The organism is Streptomyces pyxinae, assembly GCF_024756275.1.
In the GTDB taxonomy this organism is placed as follows: domain Bacteria; phylum Actinomycetota; class Actinomycetes; order Streptomycetales; family Streptomycetaceae; genus Streptomyces; species Streptomyces pyxinae.
This window is the reverse complement of sequence record NZ_JANUGQ010000028.1, coordinates 1-18,160: the sequence shown is the minus strand read 5'-3', so window position 1 is coordinate 18,160 and position 18,160 is coordinate 1. Positions and strand designations below refer to the sequence as shown.

Here is an 18,160-nt window from a genome sequence, read left to right as displayed (position 1 = left end):
CCAGCCCTGGTCGGCCCACTTCTCCAGGACTTGTCGCACTTCCTTCTTGGGGTGCTCGGAGGGAAGGACCTCGCGCCCGACCATGGATCTCTCCTCCGGTGTCGGCCGCGCGAAGCCGTATGGTCCTCGCGGGCAAGATCACTCCGGTGTCGGAGCGATCACGCTCCGACACCGGCACGATACTCCAAACGGCGGACAGCTCGTCAGACGCGAGCGGGTGTGCGGCGGCTGCCGCCCGCTGGTCGCCGCTGTCGCGGGGCCTGGTGTCCGTTGCGGTTCTCCGTCTCGCCGGAAGCCCCCGCCTCACCGCCCCGTGGGCACCCACTCCAGGTGGCCGTCGAGGCCCATCGCGGCGAAGCCGCCGGGGGCCGGGGCCGGGGCGCCGGAGAAGAGGCGGGCGCCGAGCGGGCGGGCGGGGGAGCCGGCGGGGGAGCCCGTGCCCGGGGTGCCGGCGGGGGTGCTCGCGCCCGGGGTGCCGGTGAGGGCGAGGGTGCCGTCGGGGGCTCGGAGGGCGAGGCGGCCGGAGGCGGCGCCGATCGCGCCGTAGCCGGAGACGCCCGGTACGCCCCGTACCGGCGAGGCCGGGGACCGGCCGGTGAGGCGGGCCCAGCGGGGCTCGCCCGACGCGGGCTTCCGGAACCAGAGGCGGACGCCGTCGCGGCCGTCCGGTTCGGCGCTCAGCGACAGGGTGGTGGCCGGGAGCCCGGTCTCCAGCGGGCCCGCCGTGGCGCCGCCCGTCGCGGGACGGGTCCAGGTCAGCACGGTGGCCGGGGTCGTGGCGAAGACATGACCGAGGCCGGTCCGGTCGGTCACCGCCACCGGGTCGCCGTGCAGGTCCTCGCCGCCCACCGGGAGCCAGCCGGACCACGTGCCGTCCGGGCGCTGCTCGGCCAGGCTCATCGTGTGCGCGCCGTTGCGGACGTACGCCGCCATCCGCCCGGTACGGTCCACCAGCACGGCCGGCAGGCTGATGTCGGAGGTGCCGGACTCGTCGTCCCGCTCGGGGGTGCCCAGCGACTGCCAGCCGCCGAACGGGCCGCCCGGGGCGGTCTGGAGGGTCAGGACCACCTCGCGGCGGTAGCCGTCGGCCTCGCCCAGCTGCGTACGGACGCCGAACACCCCGATCCGGCCGTCGGGGAGCCGTACCGAGGTCACCCCGCTGTCCAGCTGCCCGGCGCCGTTCTGGAGGACCGGACCGGCCCAGTCGTGGCCGGGCGCCTTGCGCCAGACCGCGAGCCGGCCGTCCAGCACCGAGAAGGCGTACAGCCCGCCCGCCGCGCCCGGCTGGACCCAGCTGGTGGACTCGCCCCGGCTGTAGCGGATCGACTGCGACCAGCCGTGGCCGGTCGGGTTGGCGGCCACCTTGAGGTCACCGCAGCCGGCCGGGTCCTCGCAGTGGTCCTCACCGTCCGACCAGGCGTACGTCTTCAGGGTCGCCAGCTTCGCCGCGCTGCTCGCCGGGTCCAGCGAGTGCGGCAGGCCGCCGGTGAAGTAGCCGAGGTAGTGCTGCACACCGAAGGACGGCCGGCCCGGCGTACGGGCGTACTCCGCCAGCGCCGCCTGGGCGAACCGCGCCCCGTACATGTGGTCCTGGTGGTCCGCCAGCTTGCCGGTCCTCTCGATCCGGCCCGGCGTGGGGTCGAGCAGCCGGACGAAGGTGGGACGGAAGCGCCGGAGCAGCCCGGCCAGCGTGTCGGTGAGCTGCTGCCTGCCGTACGCGAAGTTCTTCCGCACCGGCGAACCCGCCGCCAGCTGCGACTCCAGCACCCTGGCCTCGCCGTCCCACAGCGCGCGCAGCCCGAACGGCCGCTTGTCGCTGATGCTGCCGGTCTCGCGCAGCTGCACCCACACCAGGCTGATCTGCGGCCTGGCGCGCAGGGTGTCCAGCTCGGCGCGGGCGCCCCCGGCGGTGGTGACGGCGGTACGGTCCCAGGGGCTGGTCCGGTTGCCGGTCGCCATCTCGGCGTACGCCGCCCGGATGCCGTTCTGCCGGGCCTCGGCGTACCCGGGCTTGTCCGGGCGCGGCTGCGGGTCCTGGTGGCGGGCGTTGCGGCCGTCCGACTCGCCGGCCGTCAGGTACACGGTGGTCAGGCTGCGCCCGGAGACCAGCGACTGACGGGTGTCCGGGTTCATGAAGTACAGGTCGTCGTCCGGGTGGGAGACGATCTGGACCACCGAGCTGTCGTCCGTACGGATGGGCCGCACCGCGACGTTCTCCGGCACGCCCCGGCTCGGCACGTCCGAGGCGTCCGAGGAACCCGAGGTCGCCACCAGTGCCCCGCCGGTCACCCCGAGCAGCACCGCCAGCGGCGCGGCGACGACGAGCGCCCGCCGCAGCCGGCGGCGGGACGGCCGGCGGGCGGGATCGGCGGCGAGGTCGGGGGCGGGGGCGGACTGCTCCGGCTGTTCCGGCATGGGCGGCGGCTTCCGTGCTGGTGAGGGCTGGTGGGGGCTGGCGAAGGCTGGTGGGGCTGGCGAGATTGGTAGGGGCTGGTGCGAGTGGGGGTGAATCGGTGCGGGCCGACGGGGCCGCTGGGGCTGCGGTTCGCTGATCGGCGCTGGTCAGCGGTGGTCGGTGGCCATCCGGGGCGGCGCTCGGAGCGGTGTTCCGGGCGGTTTCCGCCGGTTGCTCCCGAGGTGTGCCGCCCTGAGAGGGATGGGCCGCTGGAGAAGAGGGGGAAATCGGATAAGTGGTTCATCGGGAGAGAGGTGGGAGGGGTGTGGTGTGGATCACGCCGGGCCTCGCCTGCCCTGGCTGGTCTCCTCGGTCCTCCTCGGCCTCGGCCGGCCCTCGCCGGCCCTCGCCGGGCTTCACGGGTTTCACCGGCCTCGCGGGGGGCCGGCGCCGTCGCCCCACTCGGCGGACCCACCGCAGCCGCCGCCTCCGCCCCCGGCGGACCTGCGGACCCGGCCCCGGTGGGTCCCCGGCCCCGGTGGGTCCCCGGCCCGGGAGGGGCATCGGCCCCGGTGGGCCCGCAGCCCCGGTGGGTCCCCGGCCCCGGTGGACCGCCCCGCCCGGGTCCACCCGGCTCCGGCGGCCCCGCTCCCACCCACCCCCGCCCGGCCATCCCGGGGACGGCGGGCCCGGGGAGGGCGGGGCGGGGGACTAGGCTCGGTCCACGCGAGACGGCACGGTGGAGGGAGACCGGGAATGACGGCGCCGGGGCGCAGGAGCAGCACCTTCACCCGACTGCTGCGGCACGGCTTCACCGACCTTTCCGGCGCCGAGCGGCTGTTGGATCTCGACGTGCTCGCGGCGGTGCGCGGCGACTCGGTCCTGCTGGACGCGCTGGGCGCCACCGCCGACCCGGACCTCGCGCTGCGCGGCCTGGTACGGCTGGCCGAGGCGCAGCCGGACGGGCCCCGGGAGCTGCTCGCCACCCTGCTGGGCGCCAAGCCGCTGCGGGACCGGCTGCTCGGGGTGCTCGGCACCTCCGAGGCGCTCGGGGACCATCTGGCCCGGCACCCGGACGACTGGCGGGCGCTGGCCACCTATGAGTCGGCCGATCTGCATCCGGGCGTGGAGGAGTTCGAGCGGGGGCTCGCCGAGGCGTCCGACCCGGTGGCGCTGCGGGTCGCCTACCGGCGCTGCCTGCTGGCCATAGCGGCCCGGGACATGTGCGGCACCACCGGGGTGGCCGAGGCCGCCGCCGAGCTGGCCGACCTCGCCACCGCCACCCTGCGCGCCGCGCTGGCGCTGGCCAGGACCGCCGCCCCGGAGGACGCGGCGCTCTGCCGGCTCGCCGTCATCGCGATGGGCAAGTGTGGCGGCCACGAACTGAATTACGTCTCCGACGTGGACGTGATCTTCGTCGGGGAGCCGGCCGACGGCGCCGACGAGACCAAGGCGCTCCAGGCTGCCACCCGGCTCGCCTCGCATCTGATGCGGATCTGCTCGGAGACCACCGTGGAGGGCACCATCTGGCCGGTGGACGCCAACCTGCGGCCCGAGGGAAGAAACGGTCCGCTGGTCCGTACGCTCTCCAGCCATCTCGCCTACTACGAGCGCTGGGCCAAGACCTGGGAGTTCCAGGCGCTGCTGAAGGCACGGGCGGTGGCCGGCGACCCGGAGCTGGGCGCCGCGTACATCGACGCGGTCTCCCCGCTGGTCTGGCACGCGGCCGACCGGGAGAACTTCGTCCCGGACGTGCAGAAGATGCGCCGCCGGGTGATCGACAACATCCCGGTCACCGAGGTCGACCGGGAGCTGAAGCTCGGGCCCGGCGGGCTGCGGGACGTGGAGTTCGCCGTCCAGCTGCTCCAGCTGGTGCACGGCCGCAGCGACGCCACCCTGCACTCCGGCACCACCCTGGACGCCCTGGCGGCGCTGGCGGCCGGCGGCTACGTGGGGCGGTTCGACGCGGTACAGCTGGCGGAGGCGTACCGCTTCCTGCGCACCCTGGAGCACCGCATCCAGCTCTTCCGGCTGCGCCGCACCCATCTGGTGCCCGAGGACGACACCGACCTGCGGCGGCTCGGCCGCTCGATGGGACTGCGCACCGAACCGGTGACCGCGCTCAACCGGGAGTGGCGCAAGCACGCCTCGGTGGTGCGCCGGCTGCACGAGAAGCTGTTCTACCGGCCGCTACTGGACGCGGTGGCGCAACTCGCGCCCGGCGAGAGCCGGCTCAGCGCCAAGGCGGCCGGCCAGCGCCTGGAGGCCCTCGGGTACGCCGACCCGGCCGCCGCCCTGCGCCATCTGGAGGCGCTCTCCTCCGGCGTCAGCCGCAAGGCCGCCATCCAGCGGACCCTGCTGCCGGTGCTGCTCGGCTGGTTCGCGGACTCGGCCGACCCGGACGCCGGGCTGCTGAACTTCCGCAAGGTCTCGGACGCCCTCGGCAAGACCCCCTGGTACTTGCGGCTGCTCCGCGACGAGGGCGCCGCCGCCGAGAACCTGGCCCGGGTGCTCTCGGCCGGCCGGCTCGCCCCCGACCTGCTGCTCCGCGCCCCGGAGGCGGTCGCCATCCTGGGTGCTCCGGAGGGCCTCGAACCCCGCTCCCGGGGCCATCTGGAGCCCGAGGTACTGGCCGCCGTGGGCCGGGCGGACGGCGCCGAACAGGCGGTCGCGGTGGCCCGGGCGGTGCGCCGCCGGGAGCTGTTCCGCACCGCCGCCGCCGACCTCATCGGCTCGTACGGCTCCGGGACCGGCCCGGAGGCGACCACCCCGGGCCCGGGGCACCCGGTCCCGGGCCACCCGGACCCGGCAGGCCCGGCGGACCCGGGCGCCCTGGTCGACCGGGTCGGCCAGGCGGTCACCGACCTCACCGCCGCCACCATCGCCGGCGCCCTGCGGGCCGTGGTGCGGGAGCAGTGGGGCGACACCCTGCCCACCCGGTTCGTGATCATCGGCATGGGCCGGTTCGGCGGCCATGAGCTGGGCTACGGCTCCGACGCCGATGTGCTCTTCGTCCATGAGCCGCGCGAGGGCGTGGACGAGCAGGAGGCCGGCCGGGCGGCCAACGCGGTCGTCTCCGAGCTGCGCCGGCTGCTCCAGCTCCCCACCGCCGACCCGCCGCTGCTGATCGACGCCGACCTCCGCCCCGAGGGCCGCAGCGGCCCGCTGGTGCGCACCCTCAAGTCGTACGCCGCCTACTACCGCCGCTGGTCCCTCGGCTGGGAGAGCCAGGCGCTGCTGCGGGCCGAGCCGATGGCGGGCGACCCCGATCTGGGCCGCCGCTTCACCGAGCTGGCCGACCCGCTGCGCTACCCGGCCGGCGGGCTGGACGAGCCGGCGGTGCGCGAGATCCGCCGCCTCAAGGCCCGGATGGAGCGGGAACGGCTGCCGCGCGGCGCCGACCCGACCCTCCACACCAAACTGGGCCGGGGCGGGCTCTCGGACGTGGAGTGGACGGTGCAGCTGCTCCAGCTGCGGCACGGGTACGAGCTGCCGGAGCTGCGCACCACCCGCACCCGCCGGGCGCTGGCCGCCGCCCGGGAGGCCGGGCTGATCGGGGAGCACGAGGCCCGGACGCTGGACGAGGCGTGGGTGCTGGCCACCCGGGTGCGCAACGGCGTGATGCTGGTACGGGGCCGGGCCGGCGACACCTTCCCCTCCGACGCCCGGGAGCTGGCGGCGGTCGCCCGCTACCTGGGGCACGGGCCGGGGCACGCCGGGGAGCTGGTGGACGAGTACCGCCGCACCACCCGCCGGGCCCGCGCGGTGGTGGAGGAGCTGTTCTACGGGGGCTGAGCCCGGGCCGGGCGCCTCGGCCCGGCGTGCGTGCCCGGGCTCCGGCCGTACGACCCCGGTCCCGTACGGACCCCGGGTCTCCGGCCGTACAGCGCCGCCGGACGCACCTGGGGCCCGGCGCCGGGGAGCGGCCGGACGCACCGGGCCCGGGCCCGCACGGCTCCCGGAACGCGGGCGGCCCGGGGGCCGGGCTACGCCCCCGCTCCCGAACCCACCGCCGGGGACGTCGCCGGGGGCTTCGTCCGGGACGCCGGGGACTCGGCCGCCGCGTGGCGGGGGAGGCGGTGCGGCAGGGAGCCGTACCAGAGGCGGACCACCGCGAAGCCGAAGGCCAGGCAGAGCATCCCGCCCACCGCGTCCAGCCAGAAGTGGTTGGCGGTCGCCACGATCACCACCAGGGTGGCCGCCGGGTAGAGCAGGCCGAGGATCCGCGCCCACGGCGCGGTGGCCACCGCGAAGACGGTCAGCCCGCACCAGAGCGACCAGCCGATGTGCATGGACGGCATGGCGGCGTACTGGTTGGACATCTGCTTGAGGTTGCCGGAGGCCATCGAGCCCCAGGTGTGGTGGACCACCACCGTGTCCACGAACGACTCGCCCGCCATCAGCCGGGGCGGTGCCAGCGGGTAGAGGTAGTAGCCGAGCAGCGCGACCCCGGTGGTGGCGAAGAGCACCAGCCGGGCGGCCGCGTACCGCCCCGGATGCCATCGGTAGAGCCACACCAGCACCCCGATGGTCACGATGAAGTGCAGGGTGGCGTAGTAGTAGTTCATCCCCACGATCAGCCAGGTCACCGAGTCGATCGCATGATTGACCGACTTCTCGACCGCTATGCCGAGGGTGTGCTCGGTGCGCCAGATCCAGTCGGCGTTCCGCATCGCCGCCGCCTTCTGCTCGGGCACGGCGTTCCGGATCATCGAGTACGTCCAGTAGCTGACCGCGATGAGCAGGATCTCGAACCAGATCCGGGGGTGGCGCGGCGTGCGCAGCCGGTCCAGCCGGGTGCGGTGGGTGACGGGGACGGCCCGGTCGCCGGCGCCGGCGGACGCCGGTTTCTCCGGGGTTCCGGTGGTCGCCTCCATGGGTGCGTCCGCGGCCGTCGGCTGAGCCGTACGGCCTTCCAGTGTCCTCACAGTCGTGTCACCCATGGGTCAGGAGTCTGCCAGTAGTGTGCGGTGGATCGATCATCCGTCGGTCTGGTCCTCGTCGCCCGCGGTACGTCTCACGGATGACGCCTTCCCGGACGACCGCTGCCCGCCGGGGCCGGCCGCGGTGGAGCCGCGGACCACCAGTTCGGGCATGAAGACGAACTCGCTGTGCGGGGCCGGTGTCCCGCCGATCTCCTCCAGCAGGGCCCGGACCGCCGCCTGTCCCATCGCCTGCACCGGCTGGCGGATGGTGGTGAGCGGCGGGTCCGTGAAGGCTATGAGGGGGGAGTCGTCGAAGCCGACCACCGAGACGTCCGCCGGGACCCGCAGCCCCCGCTCCCGGGCGGCCCGGATCGCGCCGAGCGCCATCATGTCGCTCGCGCAGACCGCGGCGGTGCAGCCCCGCTCGATCAGCGCGGCGGCGGCCGCCTGGCCGCCTTCCAGGGTATAGAGCGAATGCTGGATCAGCTCCTCGGCGGCCGCCGCGTCCAGCCCGAGGCGCTCCCGCATGCCGAGCCGGAAGCCCTCGATCTTGCGGAGCACCGGGACGAACCGTTTCGGTCCGACCGCCAGCCCGATCCGGGTGTGGCCCAGTGCCGCCAGATGGGTGACAGCGAGCCGCATCGCGGCCCGGTCGTCGGGGGAGACGAAGGGGGCCTGGACCTTGGGCGAGAAGCCGTTGATCAGGACGTACGGAACGCCCTGGCCGCGCAGCTGGTCGTAGCGGTGCATGTCGGCGGTGGTGTCGGCGTGCAGCCCGGAGACGTAGATGATCCCGGAGACCCCCCGCTCCACCAGCATCTCGGTCAGCTCGTCCTCGGTGGAGCCGCCGGGCGTCTGGGTGGCCAGCACCGGGGTGTACCCCTGGCGGGTGAGGGCCTGGCCGATGACCTGGGCGAGCGCCGGGAAGATCGGATTGTCCAGCTCGGGGGTTATCAGCCCGACGAGCCCGGCGCTGCGCTGCCGCAGCCGGACCGGCCGCTCGTAGCCCAGCACGTCCAGCGCGGCCAGCACGGACTGGCGGGTGCCGGCGGCCACACCGGGCTTGCCGTTGAGCACGCGGCTGACTGTGGCTTCGCTGACCCCCGCCTGGGCTGCGATGTCGGCTAGCCGCGCGGTCATGGACCGGACTGTACCGGCTGCGCGGTACGCGCGTCAGCTCGCCCACCAGGCGCAGGACTCGGGGGCGAGCAGCACCGTCCCGGCCCCGTCCCGGCCGCCCTCGCCGGGGCCCGCGCCCGGTCCGCCGGTGCCTCTTCCGTCCGCCGGGACCTCGCGTGCCGGAGCGGGCAGCACCGGCCCGGCGCCGTACGGTCCCGGGCCGTGCCCGCCGGAGCCGTACGCCCCGGGACTCCGTCCGGCGGAGCCGTACGCGGCCGGGCCGCTCGCCACCGATCCGTTCGCGACCGATCCGTATGCCGCCGGGCCGTACGCGCTGGAGAGCAGCGGCCGGCCCGGCGACCGCAGTTCCACCGGCCGGTCCGTGGTGTTGAGGGTGCAGACCAGGGCGCCCGAGCCGGTCGCGGACCGACGGCGGAAGGCCAGCACCCCGTCGGGCGCGGGCAGCCACTCCACCGTGTCGCCCCGGCCGAGCGCGGGGTGCGCCCGGCGCAGCGCCAGCGCCGCCCGGTACAGCTCCAGGGTGGAGCCGGGGTCGCCGGTCTGGGCGGCCACCGAGAGGCCCCGCCAGGCGGCCGGCTGCGGCAGCCAGCTCCCGCCGGGACCGAAGCCGTACGAGGGGCCCTCCTCGGTCCAGGGCAGCGGCACCCGGCAGCCGTCCCGCAGCCCGTCCTGCCCGGCGCCCCGGTGGAAGGCCGGGTCCTGGCGCACCTCGTCGGGCAGGTCCGCCACCTCGGGCAGGCCCAGCTCCTCGCCCTGGTAGACATAGGCCGAGCCGGGCAGCGCCAGCATCAGCAGCGCCGCCGCCCGGCCCCGGCGCAGCCCGGTGTCCCCGCCGCCGTACCGGGTCGGGTGGCGGACCACGTCGTGGTTGGAGAGCACCCAGGTGGTGGCGGCGCCCACCGAGGCGGTGGCCCGCAGCGAGTCGTCCACCACCCGGCGCAGCGCCGCCGCGTCCCAGGCGCAGGTCAGGAACTGGAAGTTGAACGCCTGGTGCAGCTCGTCCGGGCGTACGTAGAGGGCCAGCCGCTCGGCCGAGGGCGCCCACGCCTCCGCGACCCCGATGCGCTCGCCCTCGTAGGAGTCGAGCAGCCGCCGCCAGCCCCGGTGGATCTCGTGGACGCCGTCCTGGTCGAAGAAGGGCAGCTCCTGGGAGCCGATCATCCGCACCTGCTCCCGGTGGCCGATGTCCGGCAGTCCGGCGGCCTTGACCATGCCGTGCGCCACGTCGATCCGGAAGCCGTCCACCCCGAGGTCCAGCCAGAACCGGAGCACCGAGGCGAACTCGGCCGCCACCTCGGGGTTCTCCCAGTCGAGGTCCGGCTGCTGGGCGGCGAAGAGATGGAGGTACCAGTCGCCGTCCGGGGTGCGGGTCCAGGCCGGGCCGCCGAAGACGGACTCCCAGTCGTTGGGCGGCTCGGCCCCGCCGGGGCCCCGGCCCGGGCGGAAGTGGTAGCGGGCGCGGGCCGCCGGGTCGCCCGCGAGCGCGGCGGTGAACCAGGGGTGCCGGTCGGAGGTGTGGTTGGGCACGACGTCCACGATCACCCGCAGCCCCAGGGCGTGGGCGGTGCGGACCAGTTTGTCGGCGTCGGCGAGGTTCCCGAAGACCGGGTCGACCGCGCGGTAGTCCGCGACGTCGTAACCGCCGTCGGCCTGCGGGGAGGCGTAGAACGGGGTGAGCCAGACCGCGTCGGCGCCCAGCTCCGCGATGTGCCGCAGCCGGGCGGTGGCCCCGGGCAGATCCCCGATCCCGTCGCCGTCGCCGTCCGCGAAGGAGCGGACGTACACCTGGTAGATGACGGCCTCCCGCCACCAGCCCGTCTGCTCGCCGGTGGTGTCCGCGGGCCGGGCGGGGGTGGTGAGCTCGTGGGGCATGGTGCGGGGTCCCTCTCGGACGGGCCCGGGCGCGGGCGGGGCCCCGCCGGTGCGGCTGTCGCCGGTGGCGGTGGGGCGCGGCGGGAGCCGGAGTACGCGGTGGGCCGGGTGTGACGGGTGGGATGTGTGTGTGATGTGTGGTGTGCGGTGCGACGGATGGGGCGCGGCGGGGAAGTGGTGGGCGGACGGCGTGGGCGGCCGTGGGGGCGGGCGGGGACACGGGGGTGCCCCGCAAGTTCACTGCAACGCGCTGCAAGGCGTTGCAGTGAGGCTTGCAGGAGCATTCGGTGTGGCGCAACCCCGTCAGGGCCGCTGTCACCCGGCATGTCAAGCGATGTATCGGCAACCGTACGGACACGCGAATGTAACGATCGGCCCGGCTTGCTGAAAATTCTCGCAAGGTCTTTCGGTCGGTTTGCATCCCTGTTACGTTCCTGGGCAACCCGGCGCGCCGCGAAGGAGCGGCCCGCGAGGAGGCACGAGATCCGGCGATCGGCGATCGGCGGTCTGGTCGGACGGCGATCCGGCGATCCGGCTGGACGGCGATCCGGCGATCGTCCGGCGGTCGCGTTCGGTCCGTGTTCGTCCACCGGGATCAGTCGAAGGAGTTCACATGCGGCGCGGCATAGCGGCCACCGCACTGGCCGCCGCCCTGGCCCTGACCACGGCGGCGTGCGGCGGGGGCGACGGGGGCGGGTCGAAGAACGGCTCGGGCGAGCTGTCCGGCACCGTCACCTTCTGGGACACCTCCAACGAAGCCGAGAAGGCGACGTACCAGGAGCTGGCCGAGGGCTTCACCAAGCTCCACCCGAAGGTGCGGGTCAGCTACGTCAATGTGCCCTTCGGCGAGGCGAACGCCAAGTTCAAGAACGCCGCCGGTGGCAACTCCGGTGCCCCCGACGTGATGCGCACCGAGGTCGCCTGGGTCGCGGACTTCGCACACCTCGGCTACCTCCAGCCGTTGGACGGCACCCCGGCCATCGACAACCGGACCGACTGGCTTCCGCAGGCCGCCGCCAGCACCGAGTTCGACGGCAAGACCTACGCCGTGCCGCAGGTCATCGACACCATGGCGCTCTTCTACAACAAGCGGATGCTCAAGGAGGCGGGCGTCGAGGTCCCGACGAGCGTCACGGAGCTGAAGGCCGCCGCGGCGAAGATCAGCGCCAAGTCGCCCGGCAAGACCGGTCTCTATCTGCGCGGGGACGACCCGTACTGGTTCCTGTCCTTCCTGTACGGGGAGGGCGGCGACCTGGTCAGGACCGCCTCCAAGAAGATCGCCATCGACGACGAGCCGGGTGTCAGGGCGTACAGGACGATCAAGGACCTGGTCGACTCCAAGGCGGCGATCACCGACGCCTCGGACGGCTGGAACAACATGCAGAACGCCTTCAAGTCCGGCAAGGTCGCCATGATGCTCAACGGCCCCTGGGCGATCGAGGACACCCGGGCCGGCGCGGAGTTCAAGGACCCGAAGAACCTGGGCATCGCCCCCGTCCCGGCCGGCGGCGCCGCCCAGGGCTCCCCGCAGGGCGGCTGGAACCTCAGCGTCTACGCCGGCTCCGGGAACCTCGACGCCTCCTACGCCTTCGCCAAGTACATGAGCTCGGCGGCGGTGCAGAAGAAGACCACCGAGAAGCTCAGCCTGCTGCCCACCCGGCTCTCGGTCTACGCCGAACCCTCCGTCAGCGGCAACGAGATGGTGAAGTTCTTCAAGCCCGCCGTCGACAAGGCCGTCGAGCGCCCCTGGATCCCCGAGGGCAACTCGCTCTTCGAACCGGTCAAGCTCCAGATGGCCAACGTCCTCACCGGCAAGACCTCACCGGAGGACGCCGCCAAGGACACCGGCGAGGCGTACCGGAAACTGCTCAAGGACTACCGGTAGCACCGGCGGGAGAGGCTGAACCACCCATGGCTGTCGAGACCAGCCAGTCGGTGGCGGGGGCCGCGGGCGCCGGGAGCGCCCGCGGCCGCGGCCGCCGCACTGCCAACCAACCGGCCGGAGCGCGGCCGGGCCGGCTGCGCCGGGCGCTGACCACCCACTGGTACGCCTGGGCGATGACCGCCCCGGTGGTCCTGGTGATCGGCGTGATCATCGGCTACCCCCTGGTGCGCGGCGCCTATCTGTCGCTCACCGACGCCAACGAGGCCAATGTCGAGCGGACGATCGGCGCCAACCACATCCCCGCCACCTACGAGTTCACCGGACTCGACAACTACACGGCGATCCTCTCCGACGAGGTCTTCTGGGACCGGCTCGGCTGGACCCTGGTGTGGACGGTCACCTGTGTGGTGCTCTCGTTCGGGCTCGGCCTGGTCCTGGCGAACATGCTCAACCGCCGTATCCGGGGCCGGGGTTTCTACCGGATGGCGCTGATTCTGCCCTGGGCGGTGCCCGCCTTCGTCTCCGTCTTCACCTGGCGGCTGCTCTTCAACGAGCGGGACGGCCTCTTCAACAAGCTGCTGGCCGGCGGCGGCATCGACGGGATCTCCTGGCTGAACGACCCCACCTGGGCCAAGGTCGCCGTCATCGCGGTCAATGTCTGGCTCGGCGTGCCCTTCATGCTGGTCGCGATGCTCGGTGGCCTCCAGTCCATCCCCGGCGAGCTGTACGAGGCGGCCGAGATGGACGGGGCGGGCCCCTGGCAGCGGTTCCGCCACATCACCCTGCCCGGACTGCGGCCGGTCGCCGCCACGGTGATCCTGCTCAGCTCCATCTGGACCTTCAACATGTTCCCGGTGATCTATCTGCTCACCCGGGGCGGCCCGGGCGACGCCACCGAGATCCTGGTGACCTACGCCTACCGGCTCTCCTTCGTCAACAGCCCGCGTGACTTCGCCGGTTCGGCCGCCTGGGGCGTGCTGATCCTGCTGCTGCTCTCGCTCTTCGCGGTGGCCTACCGCCGCGCGCTCCGCAAGCAGGGAGACATCTGGTGAGCACCCCACCCCCGGAGAACACCGGCACGGCCGCCGGCACAGTGAAGGGCCGTTCCGCCGGGCCCGCCCGGCCGGGACGGGCCGTCCGGTCCGCCCGGCCCGGACGCCGGGTGCGCGGGCGCGGCGAGCGCTCGCCGCTGGCTTCGGCCGGGCTGCACCTGGCACTGATCGCCGCCACCGTCGTGGCGGTCTTCCCGCCGCTCTGGCTGCTGATCACCTCCTTCAAGCCCAAAACCGACGCCTTCGACACCTCGCTGGTCAAGAACTTCACCCTGGGCAACTACACCCATGTCCTGGGCGACACCGCGTTCCTCTCCTGGCTGGGCAACTCGGCGCTGGTGGTCGGGACGACCACGGTGATCGGCGTCTTCATCTCCGCCACCACCGGCTACGCGGTCAGCCGCTTCCGCTTCCCCGGGCTCCGCCCGCTGATGTGGCTGCTGCTGATCACCCAGATGTTCCCGGTCGCGGTGCTGATCGTGCCGCTCTACAACCTGATGGCCGCGCTCGGGCTGCTCAACCAGCCGATCGGCCTGGTCGTCACCTATCTGACGGTCGCCGTGCCGTTCTGCGCCTGGATGATGAAGGGCTACTTCGACGGCATCCCGGCCGAGATCGACGAGGCCGGACGGGTCGACGGGCTCACCCCGTTCGGCACCTTCTGGCGGCTGATCCTGCCGCTCGCCCGGCCGGGCCTGGCGGTCACCGCGTTCTACACCTTCATCACCGGCTGGGCCGAGGTGGCCTACGCCTCCGCCTTCATGACCGGCGAGGAGAACCTGACCCTCGCGGGCGGCCTGCAGAGCTTCGTCAACCAGTACACCGCCGACTGGGGTTCGCTCACCGCCGCCGCGGTGCTGATCGCCGCCCCGGCCGCGCTCGTCTTCGGTCTGGTCCAGCGCCATCTGGTCGCCGGACTGACGGCGGGGGCGACCAAGTCGTAGCACCGATGGCACCGATGGCACCGATGGGACCGCCGGGAACTGTCCCCGCCGGCCCTGTGATCCGCGCGCTCCCCGCCCCTCCGGTCCGGTACCCGCCCGGCCTCCGGGCCGAGCCGGGTCTCCGAGGTGGGCCCGGTCTCCGGGCCGAGCCCGGTCTCCCGGCCGAGCCCGGTCTCCCGGCCGGGCGCCGTCTCCCGGCCGGGCGCGGGACCGGCCCCCGGGCCGTACCCGTCCCCGTTCCCGGCCTCCCGGCCCCGCGCTCCTCGCACACTTCGTCCTCCTTACGTCCCGTACACCCCGTCCACCTCAGGGAAGACATGACCCAGCACCTCACCGCCCCCGCCGCCACCCCGACCACCGGTACGCACCCGGGCTGGTGGCGGGACGCGGTGATCTACCAGGTCTATCCGCGCAGCTTCGCCGACGGCGACGGGGACGGCATGGGGGATCTGGCGGGCATCCGCGCCCGGCTGCCGTATCTCAGGGACCTCGGCGTGGACGCGGTCTGGCTCAGCCCGTTCTACGCCTCCCCGCAGGCCGACGCCGGGTACGACGTGGCCGACTACCGGGCCATCGACCCGATGTTCGGCACCCTGCTGGACGCCGACGCGCTGATCAGGGACGCCCACCGGCTGGGGCTGCGGATCATCGTGGACCTGGTGCCCAACCACTCCTCCGACCGGCACGAGTGGTTCCGCCGGGCGCTGGACGAGGGGCCCGGCTCCCCGCTGCGGGAGCGCTACCACTTCCGGCCCGGCAAGGGCGAGCACGGCGAACTCCCGCCCAACGACTGGGAGTCCATCTTCGGCGGCCCGGCCTGGACCCGGACCGCCGACGGCGAGTGGTACCTCCACCTCTTCGCGCCCGAGCAGCCCGACTTCAACTGGGAACACCCCGCCGTACGGGACGAGTTCCGCTCCATTCTGCGCTTCTGGCTCGACATGGGCGTGGACGGCTTCCGGGTGGACGTGGCCCATGGCCTGGTCAAGGCCGAGGGGCTGCCCGACCTCGGCTCCCACGACCAGCTGAAGCTGCTGGGCAACGAGGTGATGCCCTTCTTCGACCAGGACGGCGTCCACGAGGTCTACCGGAGCTGGCGCACGGTGCTCGACGAGTACGGCGGCGAGCGCGTCCTGGTCGCCGAGGCGTGGACGCCCACCGTGGAGCGCACCGCCCACTACGTGCGCCCGGACGAGATGCACCAGGCGTTCAACTTCCAGTATCTGAGCACCCACTGGGACGCCGGCGAGCTGCGCGCCGTCATCACGGACTCGCTCGCCGCCATGCGCCCGGTCGGCGCGCCCACCACCTGGGTGCTCTCCAACCACGATGTCACCCGGCACGCCACCCGGTTCGCCAACCCGCCCGGCCTTGGCACCCAGTTGAGGGAGCCGGGCGACCGCGCCCTGGGGCTGCGCCGGGCCCGCGCGGCCACCCTGCTGATGCTGGCGCTGCCCGGATCGGCCTACCTCTACCAGGGCGAGGAACTGGGCCTGCCGGACGTCACGGACCTCCCCGACGAGGTGCGCCAGGACCCGTCCTTCTTCCGGGCGGCCGGCCAGGACGGCTACCGGGACGGCTGCCGGGTGCCCCTCCCGTGGACCGTGACGGGGCCCTCGTACGGCTTCGGGGACGGCGGCAGCTGGCTCCCGCAGCCGGCCGGATGGGGCGAGCTGAGCGTCGAGGCCCAGACCGGCGACCCGGGTTCCACCCTGGAGCTGTACCGCGCCGCGCTCGCCCTGCGCCGGGAGCGGCCCGGCCTCGGTGCGGGCGAGGCGGTGGAGTGGCTGCCCGCGCCCGGGGGCGTGCTCGCCTTCCGGCGGCCCGGGCCCGACGGGGCGCCCGCCTTCGTCTGCACGGCCAACACCACGGGCGCCCCGGTCCGGTTCGAGGCGCCGGGCCGGCTGCTGCTCGCCAGCGACCGGGTGCGTACCGGGGTGACCGGCACCGCCGAACTGCCCGCCGACACCACCGCCTGGTGGGCGGTGTGACCGTCCCCCGGTCAGGTGACGGGGAGCCCCGGGCGCGGGACTCCTCGCCCCGGGGCGCCCCGCGCCTCGCGGACATCGCCGCCCAGGCCCGGGTGAGCGAGGCCACCGTGAGCCGGGTGCTCAACGGCCGGGCGGGCGTGGCCGGAGCCACCCGCCACCGGGTGCTGGCCGCCCTGGACGTGCTCGGCCACGAGCGCCCGGTACGGCTGCGGCGGCGCAGCGCCGGACTGGTCGGGCTGGTCGTCCCGGAGCTGACCAATCCGATCTTCCCGGCCTTCGCCCAGGTCATCGAACAGGTGCTGGCCGGCCACGGCTACACCCCGGTGCTCTGCACCCAACTGCCCGGCGGCGCCACCGAGGACGAGCTGGTCGAACAGCTGGAGGAGCGCGGGGTCACCGGCATCGTCTTCCTCTCCGGGCTGCACGCGGACACCGCCGCCGACCCGGCCCGCTATGTCCGGCTGGCGGCCCGGGGGGTGCCGTTCGTCCTCATCAACGGCTACAACGAGCGGATAGACGCCCACTTCGTCTCGCCCGACGACCGGTCGGCGGCCCGGATGGCCGTACGGCACCTGGTGGAGCTGGGCCATGAGCGCATCGGGCTCGCCATCGGCCCGACCCGGTACGTCCCGGCCCGGCGGAAGGCCGAGGGGTTCACGGCGGCGCTCGGCGAGTCGTTGGGCGTCTCCGGCGCGGCCGCCGAACTCCTGGTCAAACCGACTCTGTTCGGTGTCGAGGGCGGGCACGCCGCCGCCGACGAGCTGCTGGACCTGGGGTGCACCGGGATCGTCTGCGGCAGCGATCTGATGGCGCTCGGCGCGATCCGCGCGGCGCGCGGGCGGGGTCTGGACGTGCCGGGTGAGGTGTCGGTGGTGGGCTTCGACGACTCGCCGCTGATCGCCTTCACCGACCCGCCGCTCACCACCGTCCGCCAGCCGGTCCGGGCGATGGCGACGGCGGCGGTCGACGCCCTGCTGGAGGAAGCGGCCGGGAACCCGGTCCGGCGCACCGAGTTCGTCTTCCAGCCCGAGCTGGTGGTGCGCGGCTCCACCGCCCGGCCCCCGGTCTGACCGGGGCGGCCCCCGGCTGACGGCGGCGGGCGCCGACCGACTTGGCCCCCCCGACGGCTGCGGGCGCCGGACCGCCCCGGGCCGGCAGGCGGCCGGGCCTCGCCGGGTCGGTCCCGGCCCGCCCGCTCGTCAGCCGCGCAAGGCGGTGTCCAGCCGGTGGCGGAGCACCCCCGGCCGGCCGCGACCGGCCGCCGGGACCGGCAGACGGCGCAGCAGCGCCCGTACCGCCGCCGGGGCCTGCTCGATGGCCCACCGCAGCTCCTCGTCACCGGCGCTCTCGTCCCCGCCGGCCGCCAGCTCACGGGCGCGCGCCGCGCGGAGCGCCGGTTCATGGATGTGCTTCGCCTGGTGCGGGCTGGCCAGCGCGTGGATGTACGGGGCCGCCGCCGCACCGCAGGCGGTCAGGGCGGCGGCCTCGGCGGCCGGATCCCCGGCCTCCCGCGCGGCGGCCCGGGCCGCCCAGGCGGCGGAGCGCAGCCGCGCGGTCCGCTTGCCCGTACGGGTGAAGTCCCGGAGGGCCTCGACCGCCTGGCGCGGGCGGTCGTCCCCGGGGGCCTCCGTCTCGAACAGCGGCAGCACCCGTTCGGCGCAGCCGGCGGCCCAGAGCCCGAGCAGCCGGCGGTCTTCCTCGCTGATGGTCACCGTGGTGGTCATCCGCCCATCCTGCCGCCTCCGGCCCGTGTCGCGGCCGGGGAGTGCCCCGGGTTCCGGCGGATCGTGGGCGGTTCGCGGACGGATCACCGCGGTGTGACACGGGGGTTGACCGCGCGTCAGGGGACTCGTACGGTCTGGGCCGAAAACAGTTTCCGCATCTTGCGGCAAGAAGCTGCAACCGGCCCGTCGGCACCCTCCGCACCGCCCGCCCCGGGGCCCCCACCGCCCGCTC

Annotated in this window: 11 protein-coding genes; 6 read left to right on the top strand and 5 right to left on the bottom strand. The window is 74.3% G+C overall.

What is annotated here, in order from left to right:
• Window positions 1-303: 303 nt before the first annotated feature.
• Entirely contained in the window at window positions 304-2,415 is a 2,112-nt protein-coding gene (locus NX801_RS25360; RefSeq protein WP_258790225.1) for a PIG-L family deacetylase, read from the bottom strand.
• A gap of 736 nt (window positions 2,416-3,151) precedes the next feature.
• Between NX801_RS25360 and NX801_RS25355 the strand changes: the two genes are divergently transcribed.
• Complete coding sequence (locus NX801_RS25355; protein WP_258790224.1) at window positions 3,152-6,190, top strand: bifunctional [glutamine synthetase] adenylyltransferase/[glutamine synthetase]-adenylyl-L-tyrosine phosphorylase; 3,039 nt, start codon at window positions 3,152-3,154, stop codon at window positions 6,188-6,190.
• Between the two features lie 191 nt (window positions 6,191-6,381).
• On the opposite strand, the gene NX801_RS25350 is transcribed toward NX801_RS25355, so the two are convergent.
• The 3 genes from NX801_RS25350 to NX801_RS25340 are packed head-to-tail and all read right to left on the bottom strand — an operon-like array spanning window position 6,382 to window position 10,332.
• Entirely contained in the window at window positions 6,382-7,338 is a 957-nt protein-coding gene (locus NX801_RS25350) for a phosphatase PAP2 family protein (RefSeq protein ID WP_258790223.1), read from the bottom strand.
• Between the two features lie 36 nt (window positions 7,339-7,374).
• Complete coding sequence (locus NX801_RS25345; RefSeq protein WP_258790222.1) at window positions 7,375-8,460, bottom strand: LacI family DNA-binding transcriptional regulator; 1,086 nt, start codon at window positions 8,458-8,460, stop codon at window positions 7,375-7,377.
• Window positions 8,461-8,493: 33 nt separating this feature from the next.
• Window positions 8,494-10,332 carry a glycoside hydrolase family 13 protein gene (locus tag NX801_RS25340; protein ID WP_258790221.1) on the bottom strand — a complete coding sequence of 613 codons (1,839 nt, stop codon included), beginning with the start codon at window positions 10,330-10,332 and terminating at the stop codon, window positions 8,494-8,496.
• A gap of 613 nt (window positions 10,333-10,945) precedes the next feature.
• Here NX801_RS25340 and NX801_RS25335 point away from each other — a divergent pair.
• The 5 genes from NX801_RS25335 to NX801_RS25315 all read left to right on the top strand — a co-directional run bounded on the left by NX801_RS25335 (window position 10,946) and on the right by NX801_RS25315 (window position 17,274).
• On the top strand, window positions 10,946-12,217 hold the full coding sequence (locus NX801_RS25335) for an extracellular solute-binding protein (protein ID WP_258790220.1): 1,272 nt from the start codon (window positions 10,946-10,948) through the stop codon (window positions 12,215-12,217).
• 26 nt (window positions 12,218-12,243) lie between these two features.
• Window positions 12,244-13,269: a carbohydrate ABC transporter permease gene (locus tag NX801_RS25330; RefSeq protein ID WP_258790219.1), complete on the top strand. Its 1,026-nt coding sequence runs from the start codon at window positions 12,244-12,246 to the stop codon at window positions 13,267-13,269.
• A gap of 110 nt (window positions 13,270-13,379) precedes the next feature.
• Entirely contained in the window at window positions 13,380-14,213 is an 834-nt protein-coding gene (locus NX801_RS25325; protein WP_258790277.1) for a sugar ABC transporter permease, read from the top strand.
• Between the two features lie 317 nt (window positions 14,214-14,530).
• Window positions 14,531-16,204: a glycoside hydrolase family 13 protein gene (locus tag NX801_RS25320; RefSeq protein ID WP_258790218.1), complete on the top strand. Its 1,674-nt coding sequence runs from the start codon at window positions 14,531-14,533 to the stop codon at window positions 16,202-16,204.
• A complete protein-coding gene (locus NX801_RS25315; protein WP_428986231.1) occupies window positions 16,189-17,274 on the top strand; it encodes a LacI family DNA-binding transcriptional regulator in 1,086 nt (361 codons plus the stop codon). The genes NX801_RS25320 and NX801_RS25315 overlap by 16 nt, the downstream gene beginning before the upstream one ends.
• A 129-nt stretch (window positions 17,275-17,403) precedes the next feature.
• Here NX801_RS25315 and NX801_RS25310 read toward each other — a convergent pair whose 3' ends face one another.
• A complete protein-coding gene (locus NX801_RS25310) occupies window positions 17,404-17,928 on the bottom strand; it encodes a putative immunity protein (protein WP_258790216.1) in 525 nt (174 codons plus the stop codon).
• Window positions 17,929-18,160 lie beyond the last annotated feature (232 nt).